The sequence below is a fragment of the Agrobacterium sp. ST15.13.015 genome (genome assembly GCF_027871645.1).
In the GTDB taxonomy this organism is placed as follows: domain Bacteria; phylum Pseudomonadota; class Alphaproteobacteria; order Rhizobiales; family Rhizobiaceae; genus Agrobacterium; species Agrobacterium leguminum.
Genome location: NZ_JAQAHF010000001.1, coordinates 1 through 15,578, shown reverse-complemented (window position 1 = coordinate 15,578; position 15,578 = coordinate 1). Strand labels below are relative to the sequence as shown.

Sequence of the window (15,578 nt, the reverse complement as noted above, 5' to 3'; positions counted from 1 at the left end):
TCAGCGGAGGAATTTGGTCATTTCGATAGAGGTCGTGCGGTTATAGCCGGCATGGGCGTTTTCGGCGGTCTTGACGAAACCCCAGGCGGCGAATTTGGTATGATTGGCGATAAGCTCGATACGGGTTTCCAGCCGCAGCGCCGGTAACGCCAATTCGCGGGCCAGCGCTTCGGCCTGCTCCAGAAGCATCCTGCCTATACCCTTTCCCTGCGCTTTCGGGGAAACACAGAGTTTGCCGACATAAAGACAGGCGGGCGGCTCCGGCCGGCAAAACAGGCAGCCGACAATCTCATCGCCATCAAGCGCCACGAAAGCGATCTCCACCCTTGCCTTCTCCGCCAGATTTTCAAGCGTCAGGCGATGAGCCGACGACGGCGGATCGATGACGCCATCCATATAGGCGAAGGAGGACATGATAAGTGCCAGCAATTCCTGCCAGCGATTGAATTCTTCCCCGATCTTAGCGATCTCGATCATGGTTTCTTCCCAGTTGCCCGCCGCTTGTATCGCACGGTTTCGAAACGGGCCGACAAGGCGTCATAGAGGAGCAGACGGCCGATCAGCGGCTCGCCGGCACCGGTGATAACCTTGATCGCCTCCATGGCCATAAGCGTGCCGATAACCCCAGTCAGCGCGCCGACAATGCCTGTTTCCGCGCAATTGGGAATGAGGCCCTGCGGCGGCGGTTCCGGAAACAGGTCGCGATAGCCGGGCAACAGAGCACCCTCGGCATTCGTCTCATAGGGTTTCAGCACCGTCACCGAACCATCGAAACGGCCGACAGCTCCCGTTACCAACGGTCTTTTCGCAGCCTCCGCCGCATCGGCGGCGGTATAACGCGTATCGAAATTGTCCGAGCCGTCGATCAGGAGATCGAAGGATGGCAGATGGTCATGCGCCCAGACCTGCGAAAAGCGCTCTTCATAAACAAGCGTGCGGACATGCGGATTGAGCCGGGCGATGGCCTTGCGCGCGCTCTCCGTCTTCAGCTCCCCAATCGTACCGGTATCGTGGATCACCTGTCGCTGCAGATTGGACAGGGAAACCACATCGTCATCGATCATGCCGAGCGTGCCGACACCGGCGGCGGCAAGATAATGCAGGACAGGAGCGCCGAGACCACCGGCGCCGATGACCAGCACACGCGCCGCCTTCAGCCGCTGCTGGCCCACGCCGCCGATTTCCGGCAACAGGATATGGCGCTTGTAGCGTTCGATTTCTTCCGGGCTCAGCGGGTCCATGTCGCCCTCCATCTTTTAGCCGTCATGCCGTGATGCTCCCATGGGAAACATTGAAGAATTGCGCCCTGTCGCCGAGGGCGGAGAACATCGCCCTATCCGTTCCGGTCATAAAACTCTGGCCGCCAAGGGCATGAATGAGATCGAACAGAGCCGCCCGCCTGCCCTCATCCAGATGGGCGGCGATCTCGTCCAGCAGCAGAACCGGCGCATGGCCAGTCATATTGGCGGTCAGCTGCGCATGCGCAAGCACCAGCCCCACCAGCAGCGCCTTCTGTTCCCCGGTTGAACAGCGTTCGGCCTCCATGTCTTTTTCCGCATGGCGCACGAAGAGATCGACGCGGTGCGGCCCATCCAGTGTGCGGCCGGCAGCGGCGTCACGATACCGGCCATCGCGCAACATAAGCCTGTATTCATCCTCCAGATCGACGGCGGGACGATTGAGCCCATCGTCCATGAAACCGAAGAGAGAAAGCGCCGCCGAGGGAAAAGCGGCATTGCCGGCCCGCCCCTCGATGAGGCTCTTCAAGAGGCCGAGCATCTCATAACGCGCGACCGCCATGGAAATGCCGAGTTCGGCCATCTGCTTTTCGATGCCGTCCAGCCAGACCGGATCGAAGCGGCCTTCCGAAAGCAGCCTGTTGCGGCCGCGCATGGCCTTTTCGAAATCGCTTGCCCGCCTTCCATGGGCGGGATCGAGCGACAGCACCAGCCGGTCGAGGAAACGCCGGCGGTCCGAGGACGAGCCGGTAAAGAGGCCGTCCATCGCGGGCGTCAGCCACAATACCCGCAGATGGTCGGTCAGTTCATCGACGGATTTCACCGGCGTGCCATTCAGTCTCAGGCGACGCGACACCACCTCGCCATCGCCTTCAATTCCCGTACCGATGGCAACTTCGCCATCCATACCCTTGACATCGGCAAAGATCGAGAAGCCGGTGGCTTCGGCTCCTACTCGCGTCACGTCAGACAGGGTGGCGCGGCGCAGGCCCCTTCCGGGTGAAAGAAAGGAGACGGCCTCCAGAAGATTGGTCTTGCCGGAACCGTTGTCGCCCGTCAGCACAACATGGCGTTCATCGAGCGTGAGCGCAGCCGCCGCATAATTGCGGAAGTCTGTGAGTTTCAGCCGTAAAAGCGACACCTTGTTCGTCATGTGTACGGCCTAAAACGAAGAGGGACGGATAGCAAGGTGGGGAACGTCCGTCCGCACCGAAGACAGCCGCTAGAGTGCAATTCATTCTTCAGTAGCAACTTTTTTAGTCGCCGGTTATTTATGAACCGGTCCTCATCACCGGTAGCCCATTCATGCGCCTGATCTTTTCTCTCTTTCTCACTCTCGGTCTTCTCTCCTCCTGCGCAGGCCGACCGGGGGCGGATGTGCTGGAGGCCGTCAACACCAGGACCCGCGACACGAAAATCGTGACCGCCTTCGTGGCGAGCACGCGAGAGAAAAACACGGACGCAAAAAAGGGCTTCGGCACGGAGCGGGCGATGGAGCCGAACTACGCCAGTTTCGATATTTCCATTCCGCCCACCCATAAAAGCGGGAAAATCGAATGGGCCAGCGGCAAGCCCGACCCGAAAAAGGATTTCGTCGTCACCAGGGCCGATATGCTGACGAAGACGCGCTTTAATGCCGATCTTGGCGACATAGCCCGCTCCGGCAAGCAGATCGCACTTTTTGTACACGGCTATAATTACAGCTATCAGGAAGCTCTGTTCCGCGCGGCGCAGATGGCGGCAGATGCCAATATGAACGGCGTGCCGCTGGTCTTTTCCTGGCCGTCGCAGGCATCTGTCGCCGGTTATGTGGCCGACAAGGAATCGGCGACCTTTTCCCGCGATGCGCTCGCCGCAATGTTGATAGATCTCACCCGGCAAACCCCGAAGAAGAGCGTCGTCGTGTTCGGGCACAGCATGGGCGGCTGGCTGGTCATGGAGGCGCTGCGGCAATTGCGTTTCCAGGGCAGGAACGATGTCATCGCCAAGCTGCAGGTGGTGCTGGCTGCGCCCGATATTGACGCCGATGTCTTCCGCAAGCAGATCGAGGTTGTCGGCCGGCTCAGCCCGCCGCTCACCGTTCTCGTTTCCAAGGATGACCGTGCGCTGAAAGCCTCTTCCATCCTTGGCGCCGACGTCACCCGTATCGGTGCGCTGGATGTGACCGACCGCCAAGTGCAGGAAGCCGCTCTCAAGGAGGGCGTGCAATTCGTCGACATCTCCAATCTGGAGGCGTCGGACCCGCTCAACCACGACCGCTATGCGGCGCTGGCCTCCATGGTGCCGCAACTTGAGGCAAGCAGGCGCGGTGGTGATATCAACAGTGCGGGAGCCTTCGTTTTCGATGCGATCGGCGCCACCGTCGCCAGCCCCTTCCGCCTTGCGAGCCAGGTGGTGAACCCGCAATAGTTTGCGGGTTCTGCCGACGAACCGGTTTCAGAAATCCCAGTCTTCGTCTTCGGTCGCAACCGCCTTGCCGATGACATAAGACGAGCCGGAACCGGAAAAGAAGTCGTGGTTTTCGTCGGCATTCGGAGAAAGCGCCGAGAGGATCGCGGGGTTGACCCGGCAGGCCTCGGCCGGAAACAGCGCCTCATAACCCAGATTCATCAGGGCCTTGTTGGCGTTGTAATGCAGGAACTGCTTGACGTCCTCCGTCAGGCCGACGCCGTCATAAAGGTCTTCGGTATATTTCGCCTCATTGTCGTAAAGTTCGAGCAGGAGATCGAAGGCGAAATCCTTGATCTCCTGTCTCTGTGTTTCACTGAGACGCTCCAGCGCCCGCTGGAACTTGTAGCCGATATAATAGCCATGCACGGCCTCATCGCGGATGATGAGGCGGATCAGGTCCGCCGTGTTGGTGAGCTTGGCGCGGCTTGACCAGAACATCGGGAGATAGAAGCCGGAATAGAACAGGAAACTTTCCAGAAAAACGCTGGCGATTTTTTTCTTCAGCGGATCGCCGCTGTCATATTCCCGCATGATGAGTGCGGATTTACGCTGCAGGAATTCGTTTTCCTCAGACCAGCGATAGGCGTCGTCAACGTCAGGCGTGAGGCAGAGCGTCGAGAAGATCGATGAATAGGAGCGAGCGTGCACCGCCTCCATGAAGGAGATGTTGGAAAGCACCGCCTCCTCATGCGGCGTTGCCGAATCCTCCATCAGGCGCACGGCGCCGATACCGTTCTGGATGGTGTCGAGCAAGGTCAGGCCAGTGAAGACACGGATTGTCAGTTTCTTTTCTTCCGGCTTCAGCGTTCCCCAGGAGGGGATGTCATTGGAGAGCGGCACCTTTTCCGGCAGCCAGAAATTCGAGGTCAGGCGGTTCCAGACTTCGAGATCCTTGTCGTCCTCGATGCGGTTCCAGTTGACCGCACGAATGCGGGACACGGGTTTTACGGCGATGTTCATTGTCTTGTCCCTCAATTCAGAGCGTGCAGGAAACGCAGCCCTGAACCTGCGTGCCTTCCAGCGCCATTTGGCGCAAACGGATGTAGTAGATGGTCTTGATGCCCTTTTTCCAGGCGTAGATCTGCGCCCGGTTGATATCGCGCGTCGTTGCCGTATCGCGGAAGAACAGCGTCAGCGACAGGCCCTGATCGACATGCTGGGTCGCGGCTGCATAGGTGTCTATGATCTTTTCCGGGCCGATTTCATAGGCGTCCTGATAATATTCGAGATTGTCGTTCGAGAGATAAGAAGCCGGGTAATAAACGCGGCCGATCTTGCCTTCTTTGCGGATTTCGATCTTCGAGACGATCGGATGAATGGAGGAAGTGGAGTGGTTGATATAGGAGATCGAACCGGTGGGCGGTACGGCCTGAAGGTTCTGGTTATAGAGACCCGATGCCATCACGTCCTGCTTCAAAGCCTTCCAGTCCTCCTGCGTTGGAATGGCGATACCGGCTTTTTCGAACAGCTCACGGACCTTTTCCGTCGCAGGCAACCATTCCCGGTCGGTATATTTGTCGAAATATTCACCCGAGGCATATTTGGAGTTCTCAAAGCCCTTGAAGCTCTGGCCCCTTTCCACCGCCAGCCGGTTGCTGGCGCGGATGGCGTGATAGGTGACGGTGTAGAAATAGATATTGGTGAAATCAACGCCTTCTTCGGAGCCGTAGAAGATGCGTTCGCGCGCCAGATAGCCGTGCAGGTTCATCTGGCCTAGCCCGATGGCGTGGCTGGCATCATTGCCCTTTTCCACCGAAGGAACGGAGGAAATGTGGCTCATGTCCGACACGGCCGTCAGCGCCCGGATGGAGGTCTCTATGGTCTTGCCGAAATCCGCCGAATCCATTGCTGATGCAATGTTGAGCGAGCCGAGATTGCAGGAAATATCCTTGCCCATATGGCTGTAGGATAGATCGGCGTTGAACTCGCTCGCTTCGCTGACCTGCAGGATTTCCGAGCAGAGATTGCTCATGCTGATGCGGCCGGCGATCGGATTGGCGCGGTTCACCGTGTCCTCGAACATGATGTAGGGATAACCGCTCTCGAACTGGATTTCGGCGATCACCTGGAAGAATTCACGCGCCTTGATCTTCTTCTTGCGGATGCGGCTATCGGCAACCATTTCATGATATTTTTCGGTGACCGAAATCTCGGTCAACGGCACGCCATAGACCCGCTCCACATCATAGGGCGAGAACAGATACATATCCTCGTTGTTGCGGGCGAGTTCGAAGGTGATGTCGGGGATCACTACGCCGAGCGACAGGGTCTTGATGCGGATTTTTTCGTCGGCATTTTCGCGCTTGGTATCGAGGAAGCGCATGATATCCGGATGGTGAGCATGCAGATAGACCGCGCCGGCACCCTGACGCGCACCAAGCTGGTTGGCGTAGGAAAAACTGTCTTCCAGCAGCTTCATGACGGGAATAACGCCGGACGACTGGTTTTCGATCTGTTTGATCGGTGCTCCGAATTCGCGAATATTGGTCAAGGACAGCGCCACGCCGCCGCCGCGCTTGGAAAGCTGCAGGGCCGAATTGATGGAGCGGCCGATGCTTTCCATATTGTCTTCCACACGCAGCAGAAAACATGAGACCAGCTCACCGCGGCTCTTCTTGCCGGCGTTTAGGAATGTCGGCGTTGCCGGCTGGAAGCGGCCTGAAATGATTTCATCGACCAGATTGCGGGCAAGCTGCTCATCACCGCGCGCAAGGGCCAGCGCCACCAAGCAGACGCGATCCTCGTAACGCTCCAGATAACGTTTTCCGTCGAATGTCTTCAGCGTGTAGGAGGTGTAATATTTGAAGGCGCCGAGAAAGGTCGGAAAGCGGAATTTCCGGGCATAGGCCTCGTCATAGAGGTCGCGGACGAAATTGAAGGAATACTGGTCCAGCACCTCCTGCTCGTAATATCCCTCCGTCACCAGATAATCTAGCTTTTCCCGAAGGTTATGGAAAAACACGGTGTTCTGGTTGACGTGCTGGAGGAAATATTGCCGAGCGGCCAGGCGATCCTTGTCGAGCTGGATCTTTCCGTTCTCGTCGTAAAGGTTCAGCATCGCGTTCAGCGCATGGTAGTCCAGAGCCGCATCGAGCGGTTTCTGGGTTGTGGCTGCCGGCTGTTTGGCGTCCTTGCGCAGCGCGCTTGAGGTCAGCGTGTCCAAAATCGTTCCAATCCATGTTTGACGTTGGCGACATCTTCCTCCGTGCCGAGAAGCTCGAAGCGATAGAGAAACGGCACGGCGCATTTGCGCGAGACGATATCTCCGGCGGATGCGAAAGCTGCGCCAAAATTCGTGTTTCCCGCCGCGATGACGCCGCGAATGAGATTTCGGTTGGAGGGCTCGTTCAAAAACCGGATGACCGGTTTCGGCACGGCCCCTTTGGTGCCACCCCCCCCATAGGTGGGTGTGACCAGCACATAGGGCTCCGACACATGCGGTACGTCGTCCTCCGCGCCGAGCGGCAGGCGAAACAGACGCCGTCCCAGTTTCAGAAGGAAACGATGGGTGTTTTCAGAGCGGCTGGAATAATAGACGATCAGGCCCATCGCCCCGCCGCCTCAGCTGATCGAGCCGATCATATCCGGCCGGAAACCCGCCCAATGGCGCTCACCGGCAACAACGACGGGCACCTGCATGTAGCCGAGACCGCGGACATGATCGAGCGCATCCGCATCTTCGGAAATATCGACAATCTCATAGGGGACGCCGATGCGGTCGAGCGCACGATAGGTGGCGGTGCACTGGACGCAGGCGGGCTTGCTGTAAACGGTGACGGTCATAATTTCCTCTCTCGAAGCCGGTTTCGGACACGGCTCAACATTGCCGATTGCAATCGCAATCGGGCGGCGATGGATCTGTCATTAAGGTGGGCGTGCGCGGCTCTAGCCGCGTAAAATCGCTCTCTACGCCGACGAGCGCAGCAACTCAAACAAATGCACTGGCATGACTTCACCCCGAAGCTTGTTCTGGAGGGGGCAGAAAAGGGCGCACGCAAATCATTTGCGTCATACACCTTCCTCCGGACACCCCGCCCGTGGACGTTTGCGCTCAAGGCAGGTCTCCTGACTTGCGGGTCACAACATCTATTCCGGCCTTCCCGAAGCTTTCGGCTCCAGTGACCCAAATCGGAACGATGCTCACCGCTTACAGTTGCGGGGGCAGTTTCGGCCTTGCTCCACCATGATGGCGTTACGCACCGAATTCCCGTCTTAGCTCCCAACCCTTGCGAATCGGAAGAACCTCGAACACCACATATAGTATATGAGGAAATTTTCGCGTCAATGAATAGACACACAAAAGCCCCACCCTGTGGATCAAAAAGATTCAACACATGGTCAACAAAGGCTTAACGGCACGAGCGCGCCGACGCTCAAACAGAAAATGCGTTAGTCTATTCCCAGATGTCGATATGAATATCGGCGGGACGGGCGTTTTCGATCACCCTTTTTCCGTTCGGAAGATCGTTTTCGAAAAGTTTGGCGTGGATCGCAGCCTCGTCGAGACCATAGCCCTGCCACCTTTTCCGTAGCCTCTCCTCAAGCACGTCGACGGACGGCCCTACAAAAACGGTGAGGTCGAAGCTTTTGGAAAGAGTTGTCCACGGCGCCTCGTCCAGCAGCAGATAATTGCCTTCAGCAAGGATAAAGCGTGTTTCCGGCGCAATCGCCCGGGCGGACGCTATGGCGATTTCACGGGAACGGTCGAAAACCGGAACAAGCACCTCCTGCCCGCCCCTGCGGACGGCGGAGACGATATCGAGGAAACCGCGCACGTCGAAGGTTTCGGGTGCGCCCTTTCGCGGCAGCAGCCCGCGCCCTTCAAGGATGCCATTGTCCATATGGAAGCCGTCCATGGGCAGCACGGCGGCCGTTTCGCCCCGTGCCAGCAAAGCATCACAAAGGGCATCCGCCAGCGTGGATTTGCCGGCCCCAGGGGGACCGGCAATAGCGACGATAAAACGGGATCTACCTTCTGCCCGCCGAAGAACGTCTTCGGCGATGGTTTCAAGCTTCAGCGTCATGCGGCAAGCGTTTCCTTCGGCGCTTCCTTGGCGCCGGTCATGAAGGCGACGGCGTCGGACATGGAGTAGTCCTTCGGATTGATAACGCACAGGCGCTTGCCGAGCCGGTGGATATGGATGCGATCCGCAACCTCGAAGACATGCGGCATGTTGTGCGAGATGAGGACGATCGGCAGGCCGCGCGAACGCACGTCCAGAATAAGCTCCAGAACACGCCGGCTTTCCTTCACGCCGAGTGCTGCCGTCGGCTCGTCGAGGATAACGACCTTGGAGCCGAAGGCGGCTGCACGCGCCACCGCCACACCCTGACGCTGACCCCCGGAGAGGGTTTCCACCGCCTGATTGATGTTCTGGATCGTCATCAGGCCGAGTTCCGACAGTTTCTCCCGGGCGAATTTTTCCATGGCCGGGCGGTCAAGGGCGCGGAAGAGGCTGCCCTGAATGCCGGGTTTACGGATTTCGCGGCCGAGAAACATATTGTCGGCTATGGAAAGCGCCGGCGACAACGCGAGGTTCTGATAGACCGTCTCTATGCCAGCCTTGCGCGCCTCTATCGGCGAGCGGAACTGCACGGGCTGGCCTTCCAGCCGGATTTCCCCTTCATCGGGTGTCACCGCACCGGAAATCGCCTTGATGAGAGAAGATTTGCCAGCGCCGTTATCGCCGATCACCGCCAGGATTTCGCCCGGATAGAGATCGAAATCGGCATGGTCGAGGGCGGTCACACGACCATAGCGCTTGACGAGATTGCGTGCTGTGAGAATGGGTTCTTTTGCCATCAGCCTGCTACCTTTCTGATCCACTGGTCGATTGCGACAGCCATGATGATGAGGACGCCGATCAACAGATAGGTCCATTGCGGGTCTGTTCCGATAAGCCTGAGGCCGAGCGAAAAGACGCCGACGATCAGGGCGCCGAAGATCATGCCCATGATGGAGCCACGTCCACCGAACAGCGAAAGGCCGCCGATAACCACCGCAGTGATGGATTCGATATTGGCGAATTGACCGGCTGTCGGCGAAACCGAGCCGATGCGGCCGATCAAGGCCCAGCCGGCGAAGGCGCAGATGAGACCCGACAGCGTGTAAACGGTGGTCAGCATGCGCTTGACGTTGACACCGGCAAGTTCGGCGGCATCCGGATCGTCACCGACAGCATAAAGATGGCGACCCCAGGCGGTGCGGTTCAGCACATACCAGAGCAGGGCGACGAGCAGGACCATTGCGATGACGCCATAGGTGAAGACCGCGCCGCCGACCCGGATATTGGCGCCGAAGAATTGCAGGATCGGCGCCTGCTGGGCGATATCCTGGGCGCGGATAGTTTCGTTTGCGGAATAGAGGAAGTTGGTCGCCAATACGATCTGCCACATGCCTAGCGTGACGATGAAGGGCGGCAGGCGCATGCGCGAGACCAGAATGCCGTTGATGAAGCCGCAAAATGCGCCGACGGCAAGGCCACAGAGAATGGAAAGTTCCGCCGGCAAGCCGTAACGGAAGGTGAACTGTCCCATGACAACGGAAGACAGGACCATAATCGCACCGACCGACAGATCGATGCCCGCCGTCAGGATGACCAGCGACTGCGCCGCGCCGACAATACCGACGATGGCGACCTGCTGCAGAATAAGGGTCAGCGTGAAGGCCGAGAAAAACTTGCCGCCGAGAAGCAGGCCGAAAACAATCAGCGACAGCACCAGAACGATAAGCGGAACGGCCGCCGGGCTGGAGTGGAGAAAGTGCTGCAGTTTTTCCAGCACACTCTTGTCGTGCGTATCGAAAGCAGCGACCTGCGTCGAACTTCCCGAAAGCACTTTTTCAAATTCATTATGCGGCTGAGCCCGCACCGGCTGATCGCTCATGGATTTTCCTCCCGATCGCTCTATCGCACCAGCCCTGACACCGGGCCTATCTCCAAAGAGAATGATGCATAGATTTCAAAGTGTTGTGAAGCGGCCTATGCTATCCCCGCAGGACGCCTGACGCGCTCGTTTGTTCCTTTGTCCGATCCCCCGGATCGTGCCTGAATCATTCTCGTCCAAGGGCGGGGGCACGAATGCCCCCGCGGGTTTCAACGGCGAGGCATCAGCCCCAGCACTTGTTGAGACCTTCCTTCGTATCGATGGAGTCGAGGCCCTTGACCGGCTTGTCGGTTACCAGCGTCACGCCGGTATCGACGAAGTTCTTGCCTTCAGTCGGCTTCGGCTTTTCACCGGTGTCGGCAAACTTCTTGACGGCTTCCACGCCAAGCGCCGCCATCAGCAGCGGATATTGCTGCGAGGTCGCGCCGATCACGCCTTCCGCGACGTTCTTGACGCCCGGGCAACCGCCATCGACGGAAACGATCAGAACATCCTTTTCACGGCCGACCGCCTTCAACGCCTCATAAGCGCCGGCAGCCGCAGGTTCATTGATGGTATGGACGACGTTGATGGTCGGGTCCTTCTGCAGCAGATTTTCCATCGCCGCGCGGCCGCCTTCTTCGTTACCATTGGTGACATCATGGCCGACGATACGCGGATCGTTTTCATCGCCGATCTTGTTGATGTCCTTCACGTCAATGCCAAAGCCCTTCATGAAGCCCTGGTTGCGCAGCACATCCACCGTCGGCTGGGAGGGGGTAAGGTTAAGGAAGGCGATTTTCGCATCTTTTGCCTTGTCGCCGAGGCTGCCGGCAGCCCATTTGCCGATCAGCTCACCAGCCAGAAGATTGTCCGTGGCGAAGGTGGAATCGGCGGCATCGACGGGTTCCAGCGGCGTATCGAGCGCAATGACCAGAAGACCGGCATCACGCGCCTTCTGAACGGCCGGAACGATACCCTTGGTGTCCGATGCGGTGATCAGGATACCCTTGGCGCCATCGGCAATGCAGGTCTCGATGGCCGCTACCTGGCTTTCGGAATCGCCGTCGATCTTGCCGGCATAGGATTTCAGCGTCACGCCAAGTTCTTTAGCCTTGGCGGTCGCGCCTTCTTTCATCTTGACGAAAAAGGGATTGGTATCGGTTTTGGTGATGAGGCAAACCGAAGTATCGGCCGCTGACGCAACGGAAGCGAAAGAAACGCCAAGCGCAAGCGCGCCCAGAAGAGCGGAAACAGTGGTCTTCATGAGATCCTCCCAATGGATATTTGAGCACCGTGACGGTTACCCGACGATCCCGTCTCCTCCGAGATCGATGACCGTTGGCTCAGATGGAACCACCAAAGGAAACGCCTGTCAATAAATAAATCCGGTTGAATTATTAATTCCCTATGGCATTCTGATATGCGGCAGGGAGGAATATCGCCACGTCGTTTAACGTTGCGATAGCAAGATTGCCATAAAGCCTGCTGTATCGGTCACGGCGGATAGGGCGGGCGGGAGGATGACACTATGAGACAATCTGTCGAGACGGCGCCGCCGGCGTCGCCCACCACCATGGATATAAGCGGCGGCGCCAACCAGATCGGAGTGCGCGCTTATAATGAGCGGCTCGTGCTGTCTCTCGTTCGCCGTCACGGCGGACTGTCAAAAGCGGAGATATCAAGACTTTGCGGCCTTTCAGCGCAGACCGTCTCGGTCATCATGCGCTCGCTTGAAAAGGACGGGCTTCTCATTCGCGGTGAAAGACTGCGTGGCAAAGTCGGCCAGCCATCGACGCCGATGCGGCTTAATCCCGACGCCGTCTTTTCTTTCGGTGTGAAGATCGGCCGACGCAGCGTCGATCTCGTGCTGATGGATTTTGTCGGCCGGATCAGGCTCAAGCTGCGCAGAACCTACCCCTACCCTCTTCCGGAATGGATACTACCTTTCGTAATCGACGGCATAACGGAACTTGAATCGAAGCTTTCCCCTGCCGAGCGGGAGAAAATTGCCGGTGTCGGCATCGCCGCTCCATTCGAATTGTGGAACTGGGCGCAGGAAGTGGGCGCTCCACAGATCGAAATGGAGAGATGGCGGGGCGTCGATATCCGGTCGGAAATTGCCGAAAACGTCAGCTATCCGGTTTTTCTGCAGAACGACGCGACCAGCGCCTGCGGCGCCGAACTGGTTTTTGGCGCAGGCCAGCACTATCCGGATTTTCTTTACGTCTTCATCGGCTCCTTCATAGGCGGCGGCGTTGTTTTGAATTCGGCGCTATTTTCCGGAAAGACGGGAACGGCCGGCGCCATCGGCCCCCTGCCGGTGCAGGGGCAGGACGGCAATACCGTCCAGCTCCTGAAAATCGCGTCGATCTTCGTTCTGGAAAACATGCTGCGCGAAAAGGGCATCGATCCGCGCCCCCTGTGGTTTTCTCCGGACGAGTGGATCGATTTCGGCGAGCCGCTGGAAAGCTGGATCAGGAAAACCGCCGCGGCGCTGGCGCAGGCCGTCATTGCCGCCGCCTCCATCATCGATTTTTCGAGCGTCATCATCGATGGCGGTTTTCCCGACTGGGTCAGAACCAGAATCGTCGCCGCCACCCGCCTTGCCCTTAAACACCACGATCTGCAGGGTGTCACGGTGCCTGACATCATCGAAGGCGCGGTTGGTAGCCAGGCGCGGGCAATCGGCGGCGCGAGCCTGCCCCTGTTTTCGCGCTATCTCATCGATCAGAACGTTCTGTTCAAGGACACGACCGGCTGAGCCTTCGCAACGCTCTGCGGTTTTATTACTCGGCTATTAATTTGGATCTGCCGGTCATTCGCCAGCGGCGTGCTGCATGATCGCCGCCAGAAAGGCAGGTCCGTATCGCTCGAGCTTGGTATCTCCGACGCCGGGAATCCCAGCCATTTCCTGCGCCGAGGCCGGTTTTGCCGCCGCAAGTTCTATGAGGGTCTTGTCGTGGAAAATCACATAGGGCGGAACGTTCTGTGCCCGGGCAATTTCCATACGCTTCGCACGCAGCGCCTCAAAAAGACTGCGATCGGATTCCGGCAAGACCGTCGATGCCGTGTTGCGGGGCGTCTGCTGCCGTGCGGAACGGGGAGCGGATGGGATCCTCAGCATCAATGCCGGTTTTTCGCGCAGGAATCGCCGTCCATCCTCGGAGATGGAAAGGCCGCCATGTCCGGACAGATCCACTTCAATCATGCGTAACGCAACCAGCTGACGCAAAATGGCGCGCCATGTGCGGTTGTCATGCTCCTTGCCTATCCCGTAGGTGGTGATTTGATCATGTCCGAAGCGGCAAATCCGCTCGTCCTCGACACCCAGCAATACGCGGATGACATAGGCCTGGCCAAAACGTTCACCCGTGCGATAAATACAGGACAGAAGTTTCTGAGCGGCGATGGCCCCATCAAACAGGTCCGGCGGCTCGGCGCAGGTATCGCAATTGCCGCAGGGCTCACACCGGTCGCCGAAATAGGAGAGCAGAACCTGCCGGCGGCAACTCGCCGTTTCTGCGAGGCCAAGCAGCGCATCGAGCTTCTGGCGCTCCATATATTTGCGCTGATCCGCGGCATCAGATTCTTCGATGAAACGATTGCGCAGGGCAATATCTTCGTAGCCGTACAGCATGAGCACGTCCGACGGCAGACCATCGCGACCGGCTCGGCCCGTTTCCTGATAATAGGCCTCGATGCTGCCAGGCAGGTCGATATGAACCACGAAGCGCACATCCGGCTTGTCTATGCCCATGCCGAAAGCGACGGTCGCGACAATGATGACCGCCTCGCCGTGCTGGAAACGGGTCTGGTTCTCCTCGCGGGCAGCCTTGTCCATGCCAGCGTGATAGGGTAGCGCATCGCGACCCTCCTCCCGCAGCCATGCGGCCGTTTCGTCCACCTTGCGTTTGGAAAGGCAATAGACGATACCGCTCTCACTGTCGCGATCCTTCAAAAAGCGCTTCAGCTGCGCGCGCGGATTATCCTTTTCCATGATCGCATAGCGGATATTGGGCCGGTCGAACCCGGCGATGAAGGCATCGTGCTCTTCAATCCCCAGGTGGCCGAGAATTTCGGCGCGCGTGGGCTCGTCGGCCGTCGCCGTCAGCGCCATGCGCGGCGTATCGGGAAAACGCTCGATCAGCGTGTCTAGCTGGCGGTAGGGCGGCCGGAAATCATGTCCCCATTGAGAGAGACAATGGGCCTCATCGACCGCGATCAGCGACAGGTCGATGGATTGCAGCGCATCGAGGACATCAGGCTTGAGCAGGGTTTCCGGCGCGGCGTAAAGAATATCGACCTTGCCGGCCCGCATGTCCCGCCAAAGCGCGCGCCGCTCTTCCGGAGAAAGATCGGAATTGAGAGCTTCGGCCCGCACGCCGGCCTGACGCAGGGCTGCAACCTGATCGACCATCAATGCGATGAGCGGCGAAACGATCAACCCCATGCCATTACGAGCAAGCGCCGGGATCTGGTAACAAAGCGACTTCCCACCGCCCGTCGGCATCAAAACGAAGGCATTGTTTCCCGCCACCACATGCCGAATGATATCGGCCTGCCTTCCACGAAACGCATCGTATCCATAGACGGTCTTGAGGATATGCAAGGGATCAGCGGTCACGGCATTTTTTATCCGAAATGGAATGATGGCGCATCATCACCGTTTTCTGATCGATGGCAATGGCGAAGATGGCTTTGTTCATGGAAGGAGATTGTGGGATTGGCTTTGTGATCAGCGGCCTAGTTTCTCCCTGACGGCACAATTTCATAAGTCCCGAAACACAAAAAACCCCGTCGCGGGCGCACGGGGTTTTGTTTTGATATTGGTTGCGGGGGCAGGATTTGAACCTGCGGCCTTCAGGTTATGAGCCTGACGAGCTACCGGGCTGCTCCACCCCGCGTTGACTGGTTTTATTATAGCATAAAGGCCGCATTTGCGGCCTTTTGATTTGGGCTTTTTTGCCCTTTAGTGATTGAGAAGATTTTGAGTTGCGTTTTGCAGACCTGGCAGCGACCTAC

General features: G+C 58.2%; 14 protein-coding genes, 1 tRNA gene and 1 riboswitch. Of the genes, 2 read left to right on the top strand and 13 right to left on the bottom strand.

Annotation, left to right across the window (positions count from 1 at the left end; all coding sequences use genetic code 11):
• From PIB16_RS00075 to recF, 3 genes are read right to left on the bottom strand one after another with little or no spacing between them, the layout of a single operon-like run.
• Entirely contained in the window at nucleotides 1-477 is a 477-nt protein-coding gene (locus PIB16_RS00075) for a GNAT family N-acetyltransferase (protein ID WP_271044758.1), read from the bottom strand.
• The gene (locus PIB16_RS00070; protein WP_104679199.1) at nucleotides 474-1,241 is read right to left on the bottom strand and encodes a molybdopterin-synthase adenylyltransferase MoeB; all 768 of its coding nucleotides are present in this window, start codon (nucleotides 1,239-1,241) and stop codon (nucleotides 474-476) included. The genes PIB16_RS00075 and PIB16_RS00070 overlap by 4 nt, the downstream gene beginning before the upstream one ends.
• A gap of 22 nt (nucleotides 1,242-1,263) precedes the next feature.
• Nucleotides 1,264-2,391 carry a DNA replication/repair protein RecF gene (recF, locus tag PIB16_RS00065; protein ID WP_271044757.1) on the bottom strand — a complete coding sequence of 376 codons (1,128 nt, stop codon included), beginning with the start codon at nucleotides 2,389-2,391 and terminating at the stop codon, nucleotides 1,264-1,266.
• Nucleotides 2,392-2,543: 152 nt separating this feature from the next.
• Here recF and PIB16_RS00060 point away from each other — a divergent pair, with 152 nt between their 5' ends.
• The gene (locus PIB16_RS00060; RefSeq protein ID WP_271044756.1) at nucleotides 2,544-3,647 is read left to right on the top strand and encodes an alpha/beta hydrolase; all 1,104 of its coding nucleotides are present in this window, start codon (nucleotides 2,544-2,546) and stop codon (nucleotides 3,645-3,647) included.
• A gap of 27 nt (nucleotides 3,648-3,674) precedes the next feature.
• Here PIB16_RS00060 and nrdF read toward each other — a convergent pair whose 3' ends face one another.
• The 8 genes from nrdF to PIB16_RS00020 form a co-directional block, all read right to left on the bottom strand.
• Entirely contained in the window at nucleotides 3,675-4,649 is a 975-nt protein-coding gene (gene nrdF / locus PIB16_RS00055) for a class 1b ribonucleoside-diphosphate reductase subunit beta (protein WP_271044755.1), read from the bottom strand.
• 16 nt (nucleotides 4,650-4,665) lie between these two features.
• Entirely contained in the window at nucleotides 4,666-6,852 is a 2,187-nt protein-coding gene (gene nrdE, locus PIB16_RS00050) for a class 1b ribonucleoside-diphosphate reductase subunit alpha (RefSeq protein WP_271044754.1), read from the bottom strand.
• The gene (nrdI, locus tag PIB16_RS00045; RefSeq protein ID WP_003507140.1) at nucleotides 6,840-7,238 is read right to left on the bottom strand and encodes a class Ib ribonucleoside-diphosphate reductase assembly flavoprotein NrdI; all 399 of its coding nucleotides are present in this window, start codon (nucleotides 7,236-7,238) and stop codon (nucleotides 6,840-6,842) included. The genes nrdE and nrdI overlap by 13 nt, the downstream gene beginning before the upstream one ends.
• Nucleotides 7,239-7,250: 12 nt before the next feature.
• Nucleotides 7,251-7,472: a glutaredoxin-like protein NrdH gene (nrdH, locus tag PIB16_RS00040; RefSeq protein ID WP_003524283.1), complete on the bottom strand. Its 222-nt coding sequence runs from the start codon at nucleotides 7,470-7,472 to the stop codon at nucleotides 7,251-7,253.
• 255 nt (nucleotides 7,473-7,727) lie between these two features.
• Nucleotides 7,728-7,951, bottom strand: a riboswitch (cobalamin riboswitch).
• Between the two features lie 132 nt (nucleotides 7,952-8,083).
• A complete protein-coding gene (locus tag PIB16_RS00035; RefSeq protein ID WP_271044753.1) occupies nucleotides 8,084-8,713 on the bottom strand; it encodes a nucleoside triphosphate hydrolase in 630 nt (209 codons plus the stop codon).
• Nucleotides 8,710-9,492 (bottom strand): ATP-binding cassette domain-containing protein, encoded by a 783-nt coding sequence (locus tag PIB16_RS00030; RefSeq protein ID WP_003524281.1) that lies wholly within the window; start codon nucleotides 9,490-9,492, stop codon nucleotides 8,710-8,712. Before PIB16_RS00030 ends, PIB16_RS00035 begins: the two co-directional genes overlap by 4 nt.
• Entirely contained in the window at nucleotides 9,492-10,574 is a 1,083-nt protein-coding gene (locus PIB16_RS00025) for an ABC transporter permease (protein WP_065656365.1), read from the bottom strand. The genes PIB16_RS00030 and PIB16_RS00025 overlap by 1 nt, the downstream gene beginning before the upstream one ends.
• A 223-nt stretch (nucleotides 10,575-10,797) precedes the next feature.
• Complete coding sequence (locus PIB16_RS00020; protein ID WP_003524279.1) at nucleotides 10,798-11,820, bottom strand: sugar ABC transporter substrate-binding protein; 1,023 nt, start codon at nucleotides 11,818-11,820, stop codon at nucleotides 10,798-10,800.
• 264 nt (nucleotides 11,821-12,084) lie between these two features.
• Here PIB16_RS00020 and PIB16_RS00015 point away from each other — a divergent pair, with 264 nt between their 5' ends.
• Nucleotides 12,085-13,317, top strand: a complete 1,233-nt coding sequence (locus PIB16_RS00015) for an ROK family transcriptional regulator (protein WP_065656364.1) — start codon at nucleotides 12,085-12,087, stop codon at nucleotides 13,315-13,317.
• 54 nt (nucleotides 13,318-13,371) lie between these two features.
• On the opposite strand, the gene recQ is transcribed toward PIB16_RS00015, so the two are convergent.
• Together recQ and PIB16_RS00005 are read right to left on the bottom strand one after the other, a co-directional pair.
• The gene (gene recQ / locus PIB16_RS00010; RefSeq protein WP_078053952.1) at nucleotides 13,372-15,180 is read right to left on the bottom strand and encodes a DNA helicase RecQ; all 1,809 of its coding nucleotides are present in this window, start codon (nucleotides 15,178-15,180) and stop codon (nucleotides 13,372-13,374) included.
• A gap of 203 nt (nucleotides 15,181-15,383) precedes the next feature.
• Nucleotides 15,384-15,460, bottom strand: a tRNA-Met gene (locus PIB16_RS00005).
• Nucleotides 15,461-15,578: the final 118 nt, after the last annotated feature.